The organism is Enterobacter sp. B79-1, assembly GCF_057444735.1.
This window is the reverse complement of sequence record NZ_JBYAZJ010000010.1, coordinates 86,610-108,518: the sequence shown is the minus strand read 5'-3', so window position 1 is coordinate 108,518 and position 21,909 is coordinate 86,610. Positions and strand designations below refer to the sequence as shown.

The following is a 21,909-nucleotide window of genomic DNA, read 5'->3' as shown; positions in this document are numbered from 1 at the left end:
ATTCCGTTGAATAATACACCACATAGACGAGGCGGCACGTGTTTGACCCTTGACGTCCCCGCACCGTCAGCGAGTTTCTCTCAAAACTCGAACAACTAAAGCCAACGTGAACTTTTGCGGACCCCGTGGTCCGCTTTTTTTTGCGTAAAAAAGCCTGACACTAAGCCAGGCTCCGTTTTTCTCCCTCTCCCCGTGGGAGAGGGCAGGGGTGAGGGCACCAGCCCGCACTGTTCAAACCAAATCAAACCAACCGGCTCTTCGCATCCGCAATCGCCTGCGCCACCTGCTTCGGCGACACGCCGCCTTTCGCCGCACGCTTATCCAGACAAGACTGCAGGGCCAGAATCGGATACACATCGTCTCCAATCACCGCGCTGAATTTCTGCAGCTCGGCCAGCGTCAGATCTTCCAGCGGCTTGCCCTGACGAATCGCCTCGACTACCGCTTCGCCCACAATATGGTGCGCCTCGCGGAACGGTACGCCTTTCGCCACCAGGTAGTCCGCCAGCTCGGTGGAGTTTGCATAGCCCTGCTGCGCCGCTTCCTGGCAGCGCGGGCGTTTCACCTGAATGCCGTCCAGCACCAGCGCGCCCATATGCAGGCAGTCCAGCCAGGTATCGAGCGCGTCGAACAGCCCTTCTTTGTCTTCCTGCATATCTTTGTTGTACGCCAGCGGCAGCCCTTTCAGGGTCATCATCATGCCGGTCAGCGCACCCTGCACGCGGCCACACTTGCCGCGGATCAGCTCCAGTGCGTCCGGGTTTTTCTTCTGCGGCATCAGGGATGAGCCTGAGGTCACGCGGTCGGACAACTCGACGAAGCCCGCTTCGCCAGAGTTAAAGAAGATCAGGTCTTCGGCAAAGCGCGACAGGTGCACCATCCCGATAGACGCGTTTGAGAGCAGCTCCAGCACGTGGTCGCGGTCAGAGACGCTGTCCAGGCTGTTACGGGTGGCGGAGGCAAAGCCCAGCCAGCCTGCCAGCTGTTCGCGGTCGATTTCATACGCCGTACCGGCCAGCGCACCGCTGCCCAGCGGGCTGACGTCCAGGCGCTTCAGGGTGTCCTGCAGACGGCTTTCATCACGCGCCAGCATCTCAACGTAGGCCAGACACCAGTGCGCAAAGGTCACCGGCTGGGCGCGCTGCAGGTGGGTATAACCCGGCATCACCGCGTCCTGGTTGTTCTGCGCGGTCTCCACCAGCGCACTCTGCAGCTGACGGTTGGCCGCCAGCAGTTCGCCAACGGTATCTTTACACCACAGCTTCAGGTCGGTGGCGACCTGATCGTTACGGCTGCGCCCGGTGTGCAGCTTTTTACCCAGTTGGCCGACTTTATCGATCAGTTTGCCTTCCACCCAGCTGTGAATATCTTCAGCATCGCTTTCGAGGATCTGCTGCGGGTTAAGACGCACCTCTTCCAGCAGATTGTTCAGCGCGTCTTCCAGCTGTAATTGTTCGTCTGCGGTCAGTACGCCCACCGTCACCAGCGCTTTGGACCAGGCCACAGAGCCGACAATATCCTGTTCGGCCAGGCGGTAGTCGAAGCGCAAAGAGTCGTTGAACTGTTTGAACCGCTGATCCGCTGCCTGTGTAAAACGCCCACCCCAAAGTGCCATAACATGATTCCTTTATTCGTTAGTTCTGCCGGGTGGCGCTTCGCTTACCCGGCCTACGGTCATTCAATAAAAACTTAGGCTAAAATACGCGTGCCAATCGGCGTGCCGTTGAACAGTGCCGGGAGCTGCTCCGCGTGACGCCAGGAGGCGATATCCACAGGGCGGCCCAGCGTGCGCGCCGCATCCAGCGCGGCGTTCACTTTAACGATCATGCCGTCGGTAATAATGCCCTGTTCGATCAGCTGCTCGGCTTTGGCGGCGGTCATTTCCGCAATGCGCTGGCCTTTACCGTCCAGAATGCCGCTCACGTCGGAGAGCAGGATCAGGTCCGCACCCAGCGTTGCCGCCAGTGCCGTCGCCGCCTGGTCAGCGTTGACGTTCATCAGCTCGCCCTCTTCGGTCACACCGATAGAGCTCACCACCGGCAGGAATCCGCCTTCCAGCAGCGTATTAATCAGCTTAGGCGAACCTGGCTGCGCCAGTCCAACGTGGCCGAGCTCTTCGTCGAGCTGGGTCACTTTTACGCTGTCGCCATCGCCCAGATAGAGGCCAACGGAGGCAATGTGGTGTTTCTTCGCCCACGCCAGCAGCGTTTTGTTTGCCGTACCCGCCAGCGCACCGGTAATGATGTCGATCTGGTCAGCAGGCGTAACGCGCAGGCCGTTCTTCTTTTTCACCGGCAGGTTGAGCCCTTTCATCAGCTCGTCCACCACGCAGCCGCCGCCGTGCACAATCACCAGCGGACGTTGGTGTGATTCACGATAGTTCACCAGCGCGGTAAACAGACGCTCCAGCGCTTCTTCGCTGTCCAGCAGTACACCACCGAGTTTGATAATTAATGGGTTCATCATCACACCTTAAATAAGAGCCTGCGTTTCCGGGAAACCGAAACGAATATTTGCACACTGCATTGCCTGTGCGGCAGCGCCTTTGAGTAAGTTATCTTCTGCGGCCACCACAATCAGGTGCTCGCCCTGCACGGCAAAACCGATATCGCAGAATGGCAGGCCGACCACGTTTTTCAGCGCCGGCATGCCTTTGTCGTACAGACGTACCAGCGGTTTATCCGCGTACGCCTGCGTGAAGGCCTCGCTCACCTGCTCTTTGGTCACGCCAGGCTTCAGGCGGCAGGTAATGGTTTCGAGGATCCCACGCGGGAAGCTGCCCAGATGCGGGGTGAAAATCACGTCCGCGCCCAGATGGGTGGTGATTTCAGGGTGATGACGGTGATTAAACACGCCATACGGCTGAAGGCTCACTTCGCAGAAGCTGTTGGAGATAGCCGCTTTGCGCCCTGCTCCGCTCACGCCGCTGGCGGCGTTGATCACCGGCCACTGGTTGAGATCCAGCAGGCCCGCGTCGATCAGCGGCTTCAGGGAAAGCTGCGCCGCCGTCGGGTAGCAGCCCGGCACGGCAATCAGGTTCGCTTCTTTCAGCTTATCTGCGCTCCACTCCGCCAGGCCGTACACCGCTTTTTCAAGCAGATCAGGGTGCTGATGGGTGAAACCGTAATATTTTTCGTAAAACGCGCCGTCGTTAACGCGGAACGCGCCGGAGAGGTCGAAGACTACGCAGCCAGCCGCCAGAAACTGCGGCGCCAGGTCGTGACTGACCTCGTGCGCGGTGGCTAAAAACACCACGTCGACGCCGTCGGTAAACTCGCTGATGTCAGACATTGGCTGCAGCGGCAGATCGACAATGCCCCTAAGCTGCGGATGCAAATCGGAAATTAACTTTCCTGCATCATTGCTTTGCGCTGACACGGTCAAAGCGGTTATGGTCATATGTGGATGGCGATTCACGTAGCTTACAAGCTCTGCGCCCGCATAACCGCTAGCGCCTACAATCAGCGTATTCAACATCGGGTTCCTTTATGCTCAACGTTAATGTATTTTTATTCACATTTATTGCATGAATATTGATACTATCACGACCTAAGGTGTGTCAACAATGAAAATGAACTTACCGCCATTTATCGAGATCTACCGCGCCCTGATTGCCACTCCGTCCATCAGCGCAACGGAAGAAGCGCTGGATCAGAGCAATGAGTCTTTAATCAATCTGCTGGCGGGTTGGTTTAGCGATCTTGGGTTTAACGTTGAGGTTCAGCCCGTCCCCGGAACACGCCACAAATTCAACCTGCTCGCCCGCACCGGTACCGGTGCGGGCGGCCTGCTGCTGGCCGGTCATACCGACACCGTACCGTTTGACGATGGCCGCTGGACGCGCGACCCGTTCACCCTGACCGAGCACGACAACAAGCTCTACGGCCTGGGCACCGCCGACATGAAAGGCTTCTTCGCCTTTATCCTCGACGCGCTGCGTGACGTGGACGTGACGAAGCTGAAAAAGCCGCTCTATATCCTCGCGACCGCCGATGAAGAGACCAGCATGGCGGGCGCGCGCTACTTCTCTGAAAACACGTCGATTCGCCCGGATTGCGCGATCATCGGCGAGCCGACTTCTCTGCAGCCGATTCGCGCGCATAAAGGCCATATCTCTACCGCCGTGCGCGTGCTGGGCCAGTCCGGCCACTCCAGCGATCCGGCGCGCGGCGTGAACGCCATCGAACTGATGCATGACGCCATCGGCCGCATCATGACCCTGCGCGACGACCTGAAAGAGCGCTATCACTACGAGGCGTTCACCGTGCCGTATCCGACGCTGAACCTCGGCAGCCTGCACGGCGGTGATGCCTCGAACCGTATCTGCGCCTGCTGTGAACTGCACATGGACATCCGCCCGCTGCCGGGCATGACCCTGAGCGATCTCGACGGCCTGCTGAATGAAGCGCTGGCCCCGGTGAGCGAACGCTGGCCGGGTCGCCTGACGGTCTCGGAACTGCACCCGCCGATCCCGGGCTATGAGTGCCCGCCGGATCACCAACTGGTCCAGGTGGTGGAAAAACTGCTCGGCGAAAAAACCGACGTGGTGAACTACTGCACCGAAGCGCCGTTTATTCAGACCCTGTGCCCGACACTGGTGCTCGGCCCGGGCTCCATCAACCAGGCCCACCAGCCGGATGAATATCTGGAAACCCGCTTCATCAAGCCCACCCGTGAACTGATTACCCAGGTTGTGCATCACTTCTGCTGGCATTAAAACAGCCCCTCACCCTGCCCTCTCCCCAAAGGGGAGAGGGTGTTCAAGTTCTCTCTCCCCTTTGGGGAGAGGGTTAGGGTGAGGGGAGTAAATCCCGCGATCTCCGTCACATTCCCATAAGCATCTCTTATCTGACGCAAAGCGAATTAAATTTCGTAAATTGCCCACATTTATTCGTTTGCTGAACCGTTTTCGCAGCAATTGACGACGGGGGTTTTACGTGGCTTTATAAAGGGAGATGACAAAATAATGTCCAAAAGATTTTCGATTGGGCATAAACAAAAATGATGGGGTGACTGGGTTTTTATGAACGAACAATATTCCGCGTTGCGTAGTAATGTCAGTATGCTCGGCAAAGTGCTTGGAGATACCATCAAAGATGCGTTGGGGGAAAACATCCTCGACCGCGTTGAAACCATCCGCAAGCTGTCTAAATCTTCCCGTGCCGGTAACGAAGCCAATCGTCAGGAGCTGCTCACCACCTTGCAGAACCTGTCAAATGATGAGCTGCTGCCCGTTGCACGCGCATTCAGCCAGTTCCTGAATCTGGCCAACACCGCTGAGCAATACCACAGCATTTCGCCAAATGGCGAAGCTGCCAGCAACCCGGAAGTCATTGCCCGTACGCTTCGTAAACTCAAAGACCAGCCCAATCTCAACGAAGCCACCATCAAAAAAGCGGTGGAATCTCTTTCGCTGGAGCTGGTGCTGACCGCTCACCCAACCGAGATCACTCGTCGTACGCTGATCCACAAAATGGTGGAAGTGAACAACTGTCTGAAGCAGTTGGATAACAAAGACATTGCCGACTACGAGCGCAACCAGCTGATGCGACGCCTGCGCCAGCTGATTGCCCAGTCCTGGCATACCGATGAAATTCGTAAACATCGCCCAAGCCCGGTCGACGAGGCCAAATGGGGCTTTGCGGTGGTGGAAAACAGCCTGTGGGAAGGGATACCAAACTACCTGCGCGAGCTGAACGAACAGCTGGAAGAGAACCTGGGCTACCGCCTGCCGGTTGATTTTGTTCCGGTGCGCTTCACCTCCTGGATGGGCGGCGACCGCGACGGTAACCCGAACGTGACCGCGGAAATCACCCGTCACGTCCTGCTGCTGAGCCGCTGGAAAGCGACCGATCTGTTCCTGAAAGATATTCAGGTACTGATCTCCGAGCTGTCGATGGTTGAAGCAACGCCGGAACTGCGCGCGCTGGCCGGAGAAGAAGGTGCCAGCGAGCCGTACCGTTTCCTGATGAAGAAACTGCGTGGTCAGCTGATGGCGACTCAGGCCTGGCTGGAAGCACGCCTCAAAGGTCAGCGCCTGCCGAAACCCGAAGGTCTGCTCAGCCAGAACGAGCAGCTCTGGGAGCCGCTGTACGCCTGTTACCAGTCGCTTCAGGCCTGTGGCATGGGCATCATCGCCAACGGCGAACTGCTCGACACCCTGCGCCGCGTGAAGTGTTTCGGCGTGCCGCTGGTGCGTATCGATGTGCGTCAGGAAAGTACCCGTCATACCGAAGCGCTGGGTGAACTGACCCGCTACCTCGGCATCGGTGATTATGAAAGCTGGTCCGAAGCCGACAAGCAGGCCTTCCTGATCCGCGAACTGAATTCCAAGCGCCCTCTCCTGCCGCGCAACTGGGAGCCAAGCAACGACACCCGCGAAGTGCTCAATACCTGTAAGGCGATCGTGGATGCGCCGAAAGGATCGGTGGCCGCCTATGTGATCTCCATGGCGAAAACCCCGTCTGACGTGCTGGGCGTTCACCTCCTGCTGAAAGAAGCCGGTATCGACTACGCTCTGCCGGTCGCGCCACTCTTTGAAACCCTCGATGACCTGAACAACGCCAACGACGTGATGACGCAGTTGCTGAACATCGACTGGTATCGCGGCTTTATTCAGGGCAAGCAGATGGTGATGATCGGCTATTCAGACTCCGCAAAAGACGCGGGCGTGATGGCGGCATCCTGGGCGCAGTATCAGGCGCAGGACGCGCTGATCAAAACCTGCGAGAAAGCCGGTATTGAACTGACCCTGTTCCACGGACGCGGTGGCTCAATCGGCCGTGGCGGCGCACCTGCTCACGCAGCGCTGCTGTCACAACCACCGGGAAGCCTGAAAGGCGGCCTGCGCGTCACCGAGCAGGGCGAGATGATCCGCTTTAAATACGGTCTGCCGGAAGTGACGATCAGCAGCCTGTCGCTCTACACCAGCGCCATTCTGGAAGCGAACCTGCTGCCGCCGCCGGAGCCGAAAGAATCCTGGTGTCGCATCATGGACGAACTGTCAGATATCTCCTGCGATCTGTACCGCGGCTACGTGCGTGAAAACAAAGATTTCGTGCCTTACTTCCGCTCGGCAACCCCTGAGCAGGAGCTGGGTAAACTGCCGCTGGGCTCACGTCCTGCGAAGCGTCGCCCAACCGGTGGCGTAGAGTCTCTGCGCGCGATCCCGTGGATCTTCGCCTGGACGCAGAACCGCCTGATGCTGCCCGCCTGGCTGGGTGCCGGTGCCGCGCTGCAAAAAGTGGTGGAAGACGGCAAACAGAACGAACTGGAAACCATGTGCCGCGACTGGCCGTTCTTCTCTACCCGCCTGGGCATGCTTGAGATGGTCTTCTCGAAAGCTGACCTGTGGCTGGCGGAATACTACGATCAGCGTCTGGTGAAACCTGAGCTGTGGACGCTGGGTAAAGAGCTGCGCGAACTGCTGGAAGGCGACATCAAAGTGGTACTGGATATCGCCAACGACTCACACCTGATGGAAGACCTGCCGTGGATTGCCGAATCTATCCAGCTGCGTAATATCTACACCGACCCGCTGAACGTCCTGCAGGCCGAGCTGCTGCACCGTTCGCGTCTGGCAGAAGAGGAAGGTAAAGAGCCGGATCCACGCGTCGAACAGGCGTTAATGGTGACGATTGCAGGCGTTGCGGCAGGTATGCGTAACACTGGCTAATGCTTTACGCCCGGCGGCGCTGCGCTTGCACGGGCCTACGATAAGTAGGCCGGGTAAGCGTTAGCGCCACCCGGCAAATTTCGGTAGTCCCTTATGCATTTCGATATCACCCAGATTTTGACTGACCTGGTGAACCGCTCGTTACCGCTGGGTCAGATTCATTTCTCAGCGCTGACTGAACAGCATCCCCGAACCTCTCCCTGCCTCGGCATTACGCTTGATACCCCCTGCGAGGCCTTTTTTTCTTTTTTTGGACAAATCACACCTCCCGCGCCTCACGTCCTGAGCATACATTTCGGTAAGCAGCAGCTTACAATCGAGTTACAGCGTGACAATGTACTCTTACAACAATTACAGATTGCCCGACGTGGCCCGCGAACGGGGGCTTTTCTTCTGCAAACGCTCACCGAATTACAGATGCAGCCTGAGGAGCAAGACACAGCAAGGCTGGTGATTTTAAGTCTGCTCAGCCACTGCCGGGATCTGCTTGGCAGCGAAATTCACACAGACAGCCGCAGCCGGGCACTGTTCGAAGCCGTTCGGAGCTATATCGAAGAAAATTATGCCTCTTTGTTAACTCGCGAATCCGTAGCACAGGCGTTCTACATCTCACCAAACTACCTTTCCCATCTATTCCAGAAAGTCGGCAGCGTCGGATTCAATGAATATTTAACAAAAACGCGCCTGGAACATGCGCGTCAGCTGCTGAAAGGCTACGATCTCAAAATTAAAGATATCGCCACTCGCTGCGGATTTACGGACAGCAACTACTTTTGCCGTCTCTTTCGCAAACACACCGAACGTTCCCCTTCCGAATATCGACGCCAGTATCACAGCCAGCTCATCGCCAAAAAGTAGCATTGTGATCGCTCTCTCACTTCGCTAAGGACATTACATTTGTCCAGTATTTAGCAAAATTGGCCTGTATTCGCCGCGCCTGGGTGCGCCGTATCCTTTATTCAACCTTTCTGACTTAAGGAAAAATAATGGAACTGTACCTGGATACCGCCAACGTGGCAGAAGTAGAACGCCTGGCGCGCATTTTTCCCATAGCGGGCGTCACCACAAATCCGAGCATCATTGCTGCCAGCCGCGAATCCATCTGGGAGGTGCTCCCGCGCCTGCAAAAAGCCATTGGACCAGAAGGCACGCTGTTTGCCCAAACCATGAGCCGCGACGCAGAAGGCATGGTGGCGGAAGCTAAACGCCTGAGTAACGCCATCCCGGACATCGTGGTGAAAATCCCGGTCACGGCTGAGGGGCTTACCGCGATCAAGGCGCTGAAAAAAGAGGGCATTACCACGCTGGGTACCGCCGTTTATAGCGCCGCACAGGGTTTGCTCGCCGCGCTGGCGGGCGCGAAATATGTCGCGCCCTATGTAAACCGCGTTGATGCTCAGGGTGGTGACGGCATTCGCATGGTCCAGGAGCTGCAATCCCTGCTGGAACTGCACGCGCCAGAAAGCAGGGTGCTCGCCGCCAGCTTCAAAACGCCGCGTCAGGCGCTGGACTGCCTTCTCGCCGGATGTGAAGCAATCACGCTTCCTTTAGATGTAGCGCAACAAATGCTCGGCACCCCAGCGGTAGAGTCAGCCATAGAGAAGTTCGAGCAGGACTGGAAAAACGCGTTTGGTAACCTCAACCTCTAAGGGAGAACTGTTATGGACCGTATCATTCAATCACCTGGGAAATACATCCAGGGTGCTGATGTGCTTACCCGTCTCGGCGACTATCTGAAACCGCTGGCACAGCGTTGGCTGGTTGTTGGCGATAAATTTGTGCTGGGTTTTGCCGAAGAAACCCTGCGTCAGAGTTTTAAAAAAGCCGAACTGCATGCCGAAATTGCGCCGTTTGGTGGCGAATGTTCACAAAATGAAATCGATCGCCTGAAAAAGCTGGCCGACAGCGCCGACTGCATGGCGGTGCTGGGCATTGGCGGCGGTAAAACGCTGGATACCGCCAAAGCGCTTGCCCACTTTATGGACGTGCCGGTCGCCATTGCGCCAACCATCGCCTCCACCGATGCGCCGTGCAGCGCCCTCTCCGTGATTTATACCGACAGCGGTGAGTTCGACCGCTACCTGATGCTGCCGCACAACCCGAACATGGTCATTGTCGACACCAAAGTGGTGGCGGGCGCACCGGCGCGGCTGCTGGCCGCCGGGATTGGCGATGCGCTGGCAACCTGGTTTGAAGCACGCGCCTGCTCGCGCAGCGGGGCAACCACTATGGCGGGCGGAAAGTGCACACAGGCGGCGTTAGCGCTGGCCGAGCTGTGCTACAACACGCTGGTTGAAGAGGGTGAGAAGGCGATGCTGGCAGCGGAACAGCACGTGGTGACGCCTGCTCTTGAACGCATTATCGAAGCCAACACCTATCTCAGCGGCGTAGGTTTTGAAAGCGGTGGTCTGGCAGCGGCACACGCAATTCATAACGGTATGACGGCGGTACCGGATGCGCATCACTTCTACCACGGCGAAAAAGTGGCGTTTGGCACGCTGACTCAACTGGTGCTGGAAAACGCGCCGGTAGAAGAGATCGAAACCGTCGCGGCACTTTGCCACAGCGTGGGGCTGCCGATCACGTTGGCGCAGTTGAACATCAAAGAAGATATTCCGGCGAAAATGCGTCTGATTGCGGAGGCATCTTGCGCAGAAGGTGAAACCATTCACAACATGCCGGGCGGCGTGTCACCGGATCAGGTTTACGCGGCGCTGCTGGTTGCCGACCAGTATGGGCAGCGGTTCCTGCAGGAGTGGGAGTAAATAGCGTGAATAAAAATCCCCGCATCAGCGGGGATTTTTTTGCCCGTAGGCCGGGTAAGCGTTAGCGCCACCCGGCACAAGGGTTACTGCAGGTCAAACCGATCCAGATCCATCACCTTCGCCCATGCCGCTACGAAGTCACGAACGAACTTCTCGCTGGCATCGCTGCTGGCGTAAACCTCAGCCAGCGCGCGCAGGACAGCGTTGGAACCGAAGACAAGGTCGGCACGGGTAGCGGTGTATTTCACTTCACCGCTGGTGCGGTCGCTACCGGCAAACAGTTCGTTTGATTCATCGGTCGCTTTCCACTGGGTGTTCATATCCAGCAGGTTCACGAAGAAATCGTTGCTCAGCACGCCTTCACGGTTGGTGAATACACCATTCTTGCTGCCATCGAAGTTGGCACCCAGAACGCGCAGGCCACCGATCAGCACCGTCAGCTCTGGCGCGGTCAGCGTCAGCTGCTGGGCTTTGTCGATCAGCAGTGACTCGGTGGTGGACACATCCACCTGCGCACGGTAGTTGCGGAAGCCGTCGGCAATCGGTTCGAGCAGAGTAAACATCTCGATATCCGTTTGGTCCTGACGCGCATCGACGCGGCCCGGCGTGAACGGTACGTTGACGTAAACACCTGCGGCTTTCGCAGCCTGCTCAACGCCTACGACGCCCGCCAGCACGATGATATCGGCCAGTGAGGCTTTATTGGTGGTGCGCTGGATAGCTTCCAGAGCCGGTAACGCGCGAACCGCCGCGGCGTTCACGTCCCAATCGCGCTGAGGTGCCAGTGCCAGACGCGCGCCGTTGGCACCGCCGCGCTTATCACCACCGCGGAAGGTTGACGCTGACGCCCAGGCAACCGAAACCAGTTCGCTCACGGACAGACCGGATGCCACAATTTCCGCTTTCAGACTTTCAATGTCTTCTTTCGAAGGATTGAACACCGCCTGCGGCAGCGGATCCTGCCAAATCAGATCTTCTTTCGGCACTTCCGGGCCGATGTAACGCGCTTTTGGCCCCATATCGCGGTGGGTCAGCTTGAACCAGGCACGCGCGAAGGCTTCGTTGAAAGCCTGCGGATCGTTCAGGAAGCGGCGGGAAATTTTCTCGAATTCCGGATCAAAACGCAGCGTCAGGTCGGTGACTAGCATGGTAGGTTTACGTTTTTTCGACGGGTCAAACGGATCGGGCATGATTTCCGGTGCATCCACGGCTTCAAACTGAATCGCACCTGCCGGGCTGCGGGTCTGCACCCATTCGTATTTGAACAGGTTCTCGAAGAAGTAGTTGCTCCACTGGGTCGGGGTTTGCGACCAGATGACTTCCAGACCGGAGGTAATGGCATCTGCGCCAATCCCCGTGCCGTGCGTGCTCGCCCAGCCCAGGCCCTGCGCTTCAATCGGCGAGGCTTCCGGGTCGGTGCCCACGTGCGTGGCTTCACCCGCGCCGTGGGTTTTGCCGAGAGTGTGGCCGCCCGCGATCAGCGCAACGGTCTCTTCGTCGTTCATCCCCATGTTGCCGAAGGTCGCGCGAATTGCCGCCGCCGCAGACAGGGGTTCACCGCTGGCGTTTGGCCCTTCCGGGTTAACGTAGATCAGGCCCATTTCGGTGGCGGCCAGAGGACGCTTCGCCAGCGCCTCCGGGTCACGGTGGGTCAGCCAGGCTTTTTCATCGCCCCAGTTGACGTCCAGATCCGGTTCCCAGACGTCTTCACGCCCGGCGCCAAAACCAAAGGTGCGGAAGCCGGAGTTCTCCAGCGCCACGTTACCCGCGAGGATAAACAGGTCAGCCCAGGAAATTTTTTGTCCGTATTTTTGTTTGATAGGCCACAGCAGGCGGCGCGCCTTATCCAGGCTCACGTTATCAGGCCAGGAGTTCAGCGGGGCAAAGCGTTGTTGACCGCGTCCGGCACCACCGCGTCCGTCAACGGAGCGATAGGTACCTGCCCCGTGCCAGGCCATACGGATAAACAGGCCCGCATAGCTGCCCCAGTCGGCAGGCCACCACGGTTGAGAATCGGTTAAAAGTGTTTTGAGATCGCCTTTAAGGGCGGAGTAATCAAGCTTGCTAAATTCTTTGCGGTAGTCGAAGTCTTCACCCAGTGGGTTCGAACGATTGGAATGTTGGTTAAGAAGATCGATGCGGAGTTGTTTTGGCCACCAGTCGCGGCTGCCTGTACCTGCGCCCGCGCTGTGATCGACGCCGCCCTGATGGAACGGGCATTTGCCGACTGATGCCGCTTTATTGGTCTCGTCTGACGTGCTCATCGCTTTGCTCCCTTTTACAGTGTTACCGTTACGATATACGCCCTTGTTGATAAGGTATAGTTGAGATAACCCACAGATTCGATAGTTAAATCCGTTTAATTTCCCATGGAAAATACATGAGTTTTGTACGTCAAAGGCAGCATTGCTGATATGGCAGGAAAATAAAACCCTTATAAATCAAAAAACCCTCCGAAGAGGGCTCTTTTTTGTTACACGCCTGGTCTAACGCCGAGCGTGTGGCATATGGCGTAACTCATCTCTGCACGGTTCAGCGTGTAGAAGTGGAAATCCTTCACCCCTTCACGACTCAAGATCTTCACCATGTCCATCGCGATATTTGCGCCCACCAGCTTGCGTGTTTCCGGGTCATCGTCCAGCCCCTCGTACATTTTAGACATCCAAAGCGGAATGCGCACATTGGTCATATCGGCAAATTTCTTCGCCTGTTTGAAGTTAGAGACCGGCAGAATGCCCGGGATAATTTCGACGTCGATACCCGCAGAAACACAGCGGTCACGGAAGCGCAGGTAGCTTTCAACATCGAAGAAAAATTGCGTTATCGCGCGGTTCGCGCCAGCGTCGACTTTGCGTTTCAGGTTGAGCAGGTCCGCCTGGGCGCTTTTCGCTTCCGGATGCACTTCAGGATAAGCAGCAACGGAGATATCAAAGTCAGCCACGTCTTTCAGCAGCGCAACCAGATCGGCGGCATACATGTCCGGCTTGCCGCTCCCCGGCGGCAGGTCACCGCGCAGGGCAACGATATGACGAATGCCGTTATTCCAGTAATCCTGGGCGATAGCCCGCAGCTCGTCGCGGGTGGCGTCGATACAGGTAAGGTGCGGTACCGCTTCCAGACCGGTACGATCTTTGATGCCTTTAATGATGCTGTGCGTACGGTCACGCTCGCCGGAGTTAGCACCATAAGTCACGGAAACAAACTTCGGTTTCAGGCTGCTCAGGCGATCGATAGAGCTCCACAGGGTTTGCTCCATTTCACTGGTGCGCGGCGGGAAAAATTCAAAAGAGACGTTAATCTGGCCGTTTACTTCGGCCAGGCTCTGATTCAGGGCTTCCCGCTGGTTGGCGTGAAAAAAGCTCATACCTTACCTCTATCTATCGCGTGTCGTTGTCTGTGGTGTTGTGAACTTCTATACGTTTAGACGTCCAGATGTAAAAATGACGGAAAAGCGGAGTGACGTCAACATAAATAATCAACAATAACGGTGAGGTTTGTTCAGGGAAGATGAAGGGAATTCATGATGGGGGGTGAGTGCGGTCTGATGCCCTCACCCTAACCCTCTCCCACAGGGAGAGGGAAATACAGAGGTTACAGTAGCTTAGCCAGACGGTTAATGTCGGACTGGATCGCCCCGGCGGTGACATCGCGCCCCGCGCCCGGACCGCGGATCACCAGCGGGTTATCGCGGTACCAGCGGCTTTCGATAGCGAAGACGTTATCGCACGGCAGCAGCGCCGCCAGCGGATGTTCAGGACGCACCGCCTCCACGCCTACGCGCGCTTTACCGTTCGCCTCGAAACGCGCCACGTAGCGCAGCACCAGGCCCATCTCGTTGGCGGCTTCCAGACGCTGTACCATCTGCTCGTTCAGCTCGTCGCCGTTTTCGAAGAAGTGATCCACAGACCCTTCCTCACAGCCCGCAGGCACCAGCGATTCAACACGCACCTGACCCGGTTCGATGTCGTAGCCCGCTTCACGCGCCAGGATCACCAGCTTACGCATCACGTCTTTCCCGGCAAGGTCCACGCGCGGATCGGGCTCGGTTAAGCCCTGCTGCCATGCCTGATCCACCAGGTCGGTGAAGGGTACGGTGCCGTCGAACTGCAGGAACAGCCAGGAGAGCGTACCAGAGAAGATACCGCTCAGCGCCAGAATGCTGTCGCCGCTTTCAATCAGGTCGCGCACGGTATGGTTAACCGGCAGCCCCGCGCCAACGGTGGCGTTGTACAGCCAGTGACGACCGGTTTTTTCAAACGCGTCGTGGATCTGACGGTATTTATCGGTGCTGCTCGCCCCCGCCAGCTTGTTAGCGCTGATGACGTGGAAGCCGTGGCTGGCGAAATCCAGATACTGATCCGCAAGCTGCTCGCTGGCGGTCACGTCCAGCACGACCAGGTCATCGTAAGGGTGCGCGCGCATCCACAGGAACAGGGACTCTTCATCCTGCTCAACGGCTTCATCATTAAAGAAGGCAAGCGCGCGGCTGGCGTCCAGCCCTTCGTAATTCAACAGGCTACGGCGGCTGTCCACCACGCCCGCGAGAATAAATTCAAATCCGGTACGCGCGGAGAGCGTTTCCTGCTCACGGGCGAACAGTTCCAGCCAGCGGGAACCGATGTTCCCTTTCCCGAACAGCACCAGGCCGATGCGTTTTTCCGCGCGGAACAGGGAGGTATGCAGACCCTGAATCAGGCTTTCGGTTGGCCCTTTACGCAGCACGGCCACCAGGCTGATTCCCTCTTCCGACTGCCAGGTGAACTCCACCGGCTGGCCTTTTAACTGCTGCCAGAAGCGGTGGCAGTGCAGCGGGTTACGGGTGACGCCCGCGCCCACCATCGCCACCAGCGCCAGACCCTGACGCAGGCGAAGCTCGCCCGGCAGGCCCGCTTCATCGAGGATTTTCAGCGCGCTGTCCGCCACTTCTGCGGTATAGCAGAACTGCAGCAGCTGGCGGTCGTTGTGAACGCCGACGGCCAGCGGGCGCACCTGAGCACGTTTGAGGATCAGGTCGATATCTTTATGCGCCAGCCTGAAGTCCTGGCCCGCAGGCACCTGGAACTCAATCAGGCAGATGTCGTCGTGGCTGGTGACAATACGCGCGCCCGTACCGGAGGCCAGTACGCGTTCGATACGGGTAGAGCCTTGATCCGGGGTATAGCTGCAGCGCAGCTGCAGGTCGATATCGCTACCGGAAACCGGCTGCAGCGTACGGGCGTGCAGTACCGGCGCGGCCAGACGCGCCAGCTCGCTGGCTTCGTCGAGACGCAGCAGCGGCAGCAGGCAGGCATCTTTCACCTTACGCGGGTCCGCGCTGTAGACACCGGCCACGTCGCTCCAGATGGTGACGCGGGACACGCCCGCCAGGGCACCAATTTGCGTTGCCGAGTAGTCCGAGCCGTTACGGCCCAGTAGCACGGTTTCGCCCGCGTTGCTGCGGCTGATAAAGCCGGTCACGACGATACGTTTGCCCGGATGCTGCACCAGCAGCTGTTGCAGCAGCGGGTAGGACAAACCTTCATCCACCTGAGGCTGCGCGGCGCGTTCGGCACGCAGGAAATCACGCGCGTCGAGCCAGGCCGCCTCCACGCCCAGGTGTTGCAGAACGGCGGCCATCAGACGTGCGGACCACACTTCACCGTGGCCCACCACTTCGGCATAGACCGCGTCGGTAATACCGCTGTCCAGCAGGGCAGCCAGACGCTCAAGGTCATGGGTAAAGGCGCTGATCAGTCCATCCGCCACGTCCGCAGGCAGCAGGCCGGCAATCAGCTCGCTCTGGTAACGGCGTAAAGACTGTTGTACCTGATGCGCAGAAAGGCGATCGGTCTGGCTCAGTTTCAGCCAGCTAATCAACTGGTTGGTGGTGCTGCCCGCCGCCGAGACAACCATCATGTCACCCGGCTGTGAATACTCGGTCATGATCCCTGCAACGCGCAGGTAACACTTCACATCAGCAAGACTACTACCACCAAACTTGTGCAGTTGACGACCCTTCGCCCCTGCCTGCGCTATCACACTCATGATTACCCCTTGGCTGCGACCTGGAAGCCATTTTCCAGATCGGCAATTAAATCTTCAGAATCTTCAATGCCGGTTGAGATACGCAGCAGCGTCTCAGAGATCCCGGCGGCGGCACGTGCTTCCGGTGCCATACCTGCGTGCGTCATGGTCGCGGCGTGGGAGATTAAGCTTTCAACCCCACCTAATGATTCCGCCAGCGTAAACAATGACAGCCCGCTCAGGAAGCGACGCAGCGTTTGCTCGTCACCGTCCAGTTCAAAACTCAACATCGCGCCAAATCCTTTCTGCTGGCGCGCGGCAATCTCATGCCCCTGATTTTCCGGCAGCGACGGGTGATAGAGTTTCTTCACCAGCGGCTGGGTTTTCAGGAAATCGACGATCGCCTGGGCATTGCGCTGCGCCACTTCCATGCGTGGCGACAGGGTGCGAATGCCGCGTAACAGCAGGTAGCTGTCGAAGGCGCTCGCGGTGACGCCAATGTTATTGGCCCACCATGCCAGTTCGGTGACAACGTCGGGATCTTTTGCAATCACCACGCCTGCCACCACATCAGAATGACCGTTCAGGTATTTAGTGCATGAATGCAACACCAGATCGGCACCCAGTGCTAACGGGTTCTGAAGGGCCGGACTGAGGAACGTATTATCCACTACACTTATCGCTCCCGCATCCCTTGCGAGCTGACAAATTTTCGCAATATCGACAACGCGCAACAATGGATTGCTTGGACTTTCCACCAGAACCAGCTTCGGCTGCTCTGCCAGCGCCTGTTTCAGCGCCTGTTCGTCGTTTTGATCGACAAACAGCACGCGATAGCAGCCGCGTTTTGCCAGGCTATCAAACAGGCGATAGCTGCCGCCGTAGCAGTCGTGCGGCGCAACCAGCAGGTCGCCAGGCTTCAGGAACACCGTCGTCACCAGGTGGATTGCGGACATACCTGTATTGGTTAATACCGCACCCGCCCCCCCTTCCAGCTCTGCCAGGGCACGCTGGGTCACGTCACGCGTAGGGTTGCCACGACGGGAATAGTCATGCGCGCGGGGTTCATTAAATCCGGTGAAATTATAGGTACTGGAAAGATGAATCGGCGGGACAACGCAGCCGTACTGCTCGTCATCATTCAATCCGCTACGCACTGCGATGGTGGCCTGTTTACGCGTCATGGTGAGGGCTTCCTGGCTTAATAGGTGAAAAGTCAGGCACCAGAGTAAACATTGAAAGTATGGACGTCAATACATCTGGACATCTAAACTTCTTTGCGTATAGATTGAGCAATGCGCAAATAGCCGTTAAAATTATATGCTTTAGTGCACGCTGCAGCGGCAATATCCGTGCCACGGTATCGTCTCTACGGTAAACTAGGCAAGATTACGGTTCAAAACCGGCGGTTATCGGTTCTGCACCTTTAGATTAATGACTGAGAGGATTAAAGGTATCTCATGGCTGAATGGAGCGGCGAATATATCAGCCCATACGCTGAGCACGGTAAGAAGAGTGAGCAAGTAAAGAAAATTACGGTTTCCATTCCTCTGAAGGTGTTGAAGATCCTCACCGATGAACGCACGCGTCGTCAGGTGAACAACCTGCGCCACGCGACCAACAGCGAACTGCTGTGCGAAGCGTTCCTGCATGCGTTTACCGGCCAACCGTTGCCGAACGATGACGATTTGCGCAAAGAGCGCAGTGATGAGATCCCGGAAGAGGCGAAAATCATCATGCGTGAACTGGGCATTGACCCGGATACGTGGGAATACTAACTGCGGTACGATCCCGCTGAGGTGACTCAGCGGGATGTTTTTTAGAAGTTGTAGCCTAATCCCACGCGCAGACGCGTCTGGCGGTCGTCGCTGGTGGCGGTGTTATAGCCGGAAGAGACGTTGCCCACTTCCACAAACGGGATCCACGAGTCGATGTTATACGCCACGCGGAAGTTATATTCGTAATCTTCTTTTTTGTTGTTATACAGATCTTCGTTATCGGCGAACTTATAAATCCCGTTCAGTTCGAACATCCAGTTATCGATATTATAACCCAGCCACATTTCTGGGCGATAAACCATACGGTCATCTTTTCCATCCGCATTGCGGCGAGTGTATTCGGTACGATAGCGGAACGCTGTCCACCAGCTGTCATCAATATTATATTGCACCCGCAGATACGGCTTATAAATAGCCATATCATCGCCCATTTCAACGGCGACGCCCGGCTGCCACATAAAACCCTGCCAGGTAAATTGATAGCTTGCCGTATATTCGTTGCTGTTACTTTCCATATTATTAAGCGCGTCGTTAGACTGCTTATTATCGGAGCGTGATACCGCCTCCACAGCCACGCCAAAGCCGGTACCAAAGCGGTGCGACATGTACACGCGGTCGTAGTTACGCCCATCGTCGTAATACTCGTGACGATAATCAACATATCCCGCCTGTGCCGCACAGGACAATAATGGCAGTACGAATAACAGATGCTTAATTTTCAAAATCTTTCCCTCGAAGTAAACACGCTCTGAAAGCCATCGCAGTAAAAATGACAAATAAGAATGTATGACGAGCGAAGTGTAATTTTACGAAATGAGAGAAACCTTTTATTTTTTGACACACAAAGAAAAACAGTGGCAAACAATTCAAGAAAACGAAGATACAGTTCACTATCCGTCAAAGAATACACCAGACAAATATATTAAAACCGATAGCGCGTTATTAATTATTTTAGCGTTAAATATAATGCAAGGATTTATTCAGAAGGGAAATTACAGGCACAAAAAAACCGCCCGGAGGCGGTTTCTTCTGGATGCTTATTTAGCGCCCGGGATGCTGAAACGCTTGTTGAAGCGGTCAACACGGCCACCGGTTGCAACATCACGCTGCTTACCAGTGTAGAACGGGTGGCATTTGCCGCACACGTCCAGGTTCAGATCGTGACCCACGGTGGAACGGATCTGGATAGAGTTACCGCAAGAGCAGTTTGCAGTAATCATTTCGTATTTCGGGTGAATATCTTTTTTCATGGGAGAACCTCAGTTAAGGCCGCGTCGCTCTTCCAGCCCTAACGCCAGACACCACGCGATGTTGAATGTAATTTCTTTGGCGTAATATACACCAAAGGCGGCGAATCATACAGAATTTGACCAGCGTATGCAAACTGATCCGCACGCCGCTTTCACTAATGTGTATACTAACGCGCCACTTTTCAAGTCAGGAAGATTCGATGCCCGTCGCTCACGTTGCCCTGCCCGTTCCGCTTCCCCGCACCTTTGACTACCTGCTGCCCGACAGCATGAGCGCCAAAGCGGGCTGTCGCGTGACCGTGCCGTTTGGCAAACAGCAGCGCGTGGGGATCGTGGTTTCCGTGAGTGAAAAAAGCGAGCTGCCACTTAATGAACTGAAATCGGTTGTTGAGGTACTGGACAGCGAGCCGGTTTACTCCACCAGCACCTGGCGACTGCTGCTGTGGGCGGCGGATTACTATCACCATCCGATTGGCGATGTCCTGTTCCACGCGCTGCCAATCATGCTGCGCCAGGGCAAAAGCGCCAGCCATGCGCCGATGTGGTACTGGTTTGCAACCGAGCAGGGTCAGGCCGTGGATATCAACAGCCTGAAGCGTTCGCAGAAACAGCAGCAGGCGCTGGCGGCACTGCGTCAGGGAAAAATCTGGCGGCATCAGGTCGACGAGCTTGAGGTCAGCGAAACCGCGCTCCAGGCATTAAGAAAGAAAGGGCTGAGCGAACTGGCAAGCGAAGCGCCCGCCCTTCACGACTGGCGCGACGGCTTCTCCGTCTCCGGCGATCGCCTGCGTCTGAACACCGAGCAGGCTACCGCCGTGGGGGCGATTCACAGCGCCTCGGACCATTTCTCTGCCTGGCTGCTGGCGGGCGTGACGGGGTCCGGCAAGACCGAAGTTTATCTGAGCGTGCTGGAAAACGTGCTCGCACAGGGCAAACAGGCGCTGGTGATGGTGCCGGAAATCGGCCTGACGCCGCAGACCATCGCCCGCTTTCGGGAGCGCTTTAACGCGCCGGTTGAGGTGCTGCACTCCGGGCTTAACGACAGCGAGCGCCTCAGCGCCTGGCTGAAAGCGAAAAACGGCGAAGCGGCGATTGTGATCGGTACCCGCTCGTCGCTGTTTACACCGTTTAAAAATCTCGGCGTTATCGTAATAGATGAAGAGCACGACAGCTCCTATAAACAGCAGGAAGGCTGGCGCTATCACGCCCGTGACTTAGCGGTATACCGCGCGCACAGCGAGCAAATTCCCATTATTCTTGGCTCCGCCACGCCTGCGCTCGAAACACTGCACAACGTGCGCCAGCGTAAATACCATATGCTGCGCCTGACGCGTCGCGCGGGGAATGCCCGTCCGGCGATTCAGCACGTGCTGGATCTGAAAGGTCAGCAGGTTCAGGCCGGGCTCGCGCCTGCATTGATTACCCGAATGCGGCAGCACTTGCAGGCGGGCAACCAGGTGATCCTGTTCCTTAACCGACGCGGCTTCGCGCCCGCCCTGCTGTGCCACGACTGCGGCTGGATTGCCGAGTGCCCGCGCTGCGACCACTACTACACCTTCCATCAGGCCCAGCGTCATTTACGCTGCCACCACTGCGACAGTCAGCGCCCGGTGCCGCTCCAGTGTCCGTCGTGTGGCTCAACGCATATTGTGCCGGTCGGTCTGGGCACGGAGCAGCTGGAACAGGCCCTTGGCCCCTTCTTCCCGGACGTACCGATTTCGCGTATCGATCGGGACACCACCAGCCGCAAAGGCGCCCTGGAACAACAGCTGGCGGAAGTGCATCGCGGTGGGGCACGCATATTGATTGGCACCCAGATGCTGGCAAAAGGGCATCACTTCCCGGACGTCACGCTGGTCGCCCTGCTGGACGTTGACGGCGCGCTGTTCTCGGCAGATTTCCGCTCCGCCGAGCGCTTCGCCCAGCTTTATACCCAGGTGGCGGGGCGTGCCGGACGCGCAGGAAAACAAGGCGAAGTGGTGCTGCAAACGCACCACCCTGAGCACCCGTTGCTGCAAACGTTGCTGCATAAAGGCTATGACGCCTTTGCCGAACAGGCGCTGGCCGAACGCCAGACCATGCAGCTGCCGCCGTGGACCAGCCACGTCATCATCCGCGCGGAAGACCATAACAACCAGCAGGCGCCGCTTTTCCTGCAACAGCTGAGAAACCTTCTACAGGCCAGCCCGCTGGTGGATAGTCAGCTGTGGATTTTGGGTCCGGTTCCAGCGCTGGCCCCGAAACGCGGCGGACGTTTCCGCTGGCAAATCTTACTTCAGCACCCGTCACGTATCCGCCTGCAGCATATCGTCAGCGGCACGCTGGCGCTGATCAACACCCTGCCGGAAGCGCGCAAAGTGAAGTGGGTTCTGGACGTCGATCCCATCGAAGGCTGAAGACGGATCGAAAAATTTAACGCGCCTCACACTTTTTATGAA

Annotated in this window: 16 protein-coding genes; 7 read left to right on the top strand and 9 right to left on the bottom strand. The window is 57.1% G+C overall.

Translation table 11 applies throughout. From position 1 onward, the window contains the following. Positions 1-241: 241 nt before the first annotated feature. From argH to argC, 3 genes are all read right to left on the bottom strand, one after another. Positions 242-1,615, bottom strand: coding sequence for an argininosuccinate lyase (argH, locus tag AC2T6E_RS21310; protein WP_089599273.1), 1,374 nt, complete (start codon positions 1,613-1,615; stop codon positions 242-244). A 74-nt stretch (positions 1,616-1,689) separates the two neighbouring features. Next, positions 1,690-2,466, bottom strand: coding sequence for an acetylglutamate kinase (gene argB / locus AC2T6E_RS21305; protein ID WP_089599274.1), 777 nt, complete (start codon positions 2,464-2,466; stop codon positions 1,690-1,692). Between the two features lie 6 nt (positions 2,467-2,472). Beyond that, entirely contained in the window at positions 2,473-3,477 is a 1,005-nt protein-coding gene (argC, locus tag AC2T6E_RS21300; protein WP_486693171.1) for an N-acetyl-gamma-glutamyl-phosphate reductase, read from the bottom strand. A gap of 88 nt (positions 3,478-3,565) precedes the next feature. On the opposite strand from argC, the gene argE reads away from it, so the two are divergent. From argE to gldA, 5 genes are all read left to right on the top strand, one after another. Continuing rightward, complete coding sequence (gene argE / locus AC2T6E_RS21295) at positions 3,566-4,717, top strand: acetylornithine deacetylase (RefSeq protein WP_108417930.1); 1,152 nt, start codon at positions 3,566-3,568, stop codon at positions 4,715-4,717. Between the two features lie 306 nt (positions 4,718-5,023). Then, positions 5,024-7,675 (top strand): phosphoenolpyruvate carboxylase, encoded by a 2,652-nt coding sequence (gene ppc / locus AC2T6E_RS21290; protein WP_108417931.1) that lies wholly within the window; start codon positions 5,024-5,026, stop codon positions 7,673-7,675. A gap of 93 nt (positions 7,676-7,768) precedes the next feature. Next, positions 7,769-8,533: a helix-turn-helix transcriptional regulator gene (locus tag AC2T6E_RS21285; RefSeq protein ID WP_126816757.1), complete on the top strand. Its 765-nt coding sequence runs from the start codon at positions 7,769-7,771 to the stop codon at positions 8,531-8,533. A gap of 128 nt (positions 8,534-8,661) precedes the next feature. Then, entirely contained in the window at positions 8,662-9,324 is a 663-nt protein-coding gene (fsa, locus tag AC2T6E_RS21280; protein WP_126546035.1) for a fructose-6-phosphate aldolase, read from the top strand. A gap of 12 nt (positions 9,325-9,336) precedes the next feature. Further along, the gene (gene gldA / locus AC2T6E_RS21275) at positions 9,337-10,440 is read left to right on the top strand and encodes a bifunctional L-1,2-propanediol dehydrogenase/glycerol dehydrogenase (RefSeq protein WP_089599279.1); all 1,104 of its coding nucleotides are present in this window, start codon (positions 9,337-9,339) and stop codon (positions 10,438-10,440) included. A gap of 83 nt (positions 10,441-10,523) precedes the next feature. Here gldA and katG read toward each other — a convergent pair whose 3' ends face one another. The 4 genes from katG to metB form a co-directional block, all read right to left on the bottom strand. Then, positions 10,524-12,704, bottom strand: coding sequence for a catalase/peroxidase HPI (gene katG / locus AC2T6E_RS21270; protein ID WP_108417935.1), 2,181 nt, complete (start codon positions 12,702-12,704; stop codon positions 10,524-10,526). Between the two features lie 209 nt (positions 12,705-12,913). Continuing rightward, complete coding sequence (gene metF, locus AC2T6E_RS21265; RefSeq protein WP_460213044.1) at positions 12,914-13,804, bottom strand: methylenetetrahydrofolate reductase; 891 nt, start codon at positions 13,802-13,804, stop codon at positions 12,914-12,916. 227 nt (positions 13,805-14,031) lie between these two features. Then, complete coding sequence (locus AC2T6E_RS21260) at positions 14,032-16,464, bottom strand: bifunctional aspartate kinase/homoserine dehydrogenase II (protein ID WP_042718149.1); 2,433 nt, start codon at positions 16,462-16,464, stop codon at positions 14,032-14,034. A 2-nt stretch (positions 16,465-16,466) separates the two neighbouring features. Then, positions 16,467-17,627 (bottom strand): cystathionine gamma-synthase, encoded by a 1,161-nt coding sequence (metB, locus tag AC2T6E_RS21255; protein WP_089599282.1) that lies wholly within the window; start codon positions 17,625-17,627, stop codon positions 16,467-16,469. A gap of 276 nt (positions 17,628-17,903) precedes the next feature. On the opposite strand from metB, the gene metJ reads away from it, so the two are divergent. Beyond that, positions 17,904-18,221 carry a met regulon transcriptional regulator MetJ gene (metJ, locus tag AC2T6E_RS21250; protein WP_010436961.1) on the top strand — a complete coding sequence of 106 codons (318 nt, stop codon included), beginning with the start codon at positions 17,904-17,906 and terminating at the stop codon, positions 18,219-18,221. Between the two features lie 41 nt (positions 18,222-18,262). Here the strand turns inward: metJ and AC2T6E_RS21245 are convergent, their stop codons facing one another. Together AC2T6E_RS21245 and rpmE are read right to left on the bottom strand one after the other, a co-directional pair. After that, the gene (locus AC2T6E_RS21245; RefSeq protein ID WP_416719872.1) at positions 18,263-18,943 is read right to left on the bottom strand and encodes an oligogalacturonate-specific porin KdgM family protein; all 681 of its coding nucleotides are present in this window, start codon (positions 18,941-18,943) and stop codon (positions 18,263-18,265) included. 315 nt (positions 18,944-19,258) lie between these two features. Beyond that, positions 19,259-19,471: a 50S ribosomal protein L31 gene (gene rpmE, locus AC2T6E_RS21240; RefSeq protein ID WP_003862040.1), complete on the bottom strand. Its 213-nt coding sequence runs from the start codon at positions 19,469-19,471 to the stop codon at positions 19,259-19,261. A 200-nt stretch (positions 19,472-19,671) separates the two neighbouring features. Here rpmE and priA point away from each other — a divergent pair, with 200 nt between their 5' ends. Next, a complete protein-coding gene (priA, locus tag AC2T6E_RS21235) occupies positions 19,672-21,867 on the top strand; it encodes a primosomal protein N' (protein WP_486693165.1) in 2,196 nt (731 codons plus the stop codon). Positions 21,868-21,909: the final 42 nt, after the last annotated feature.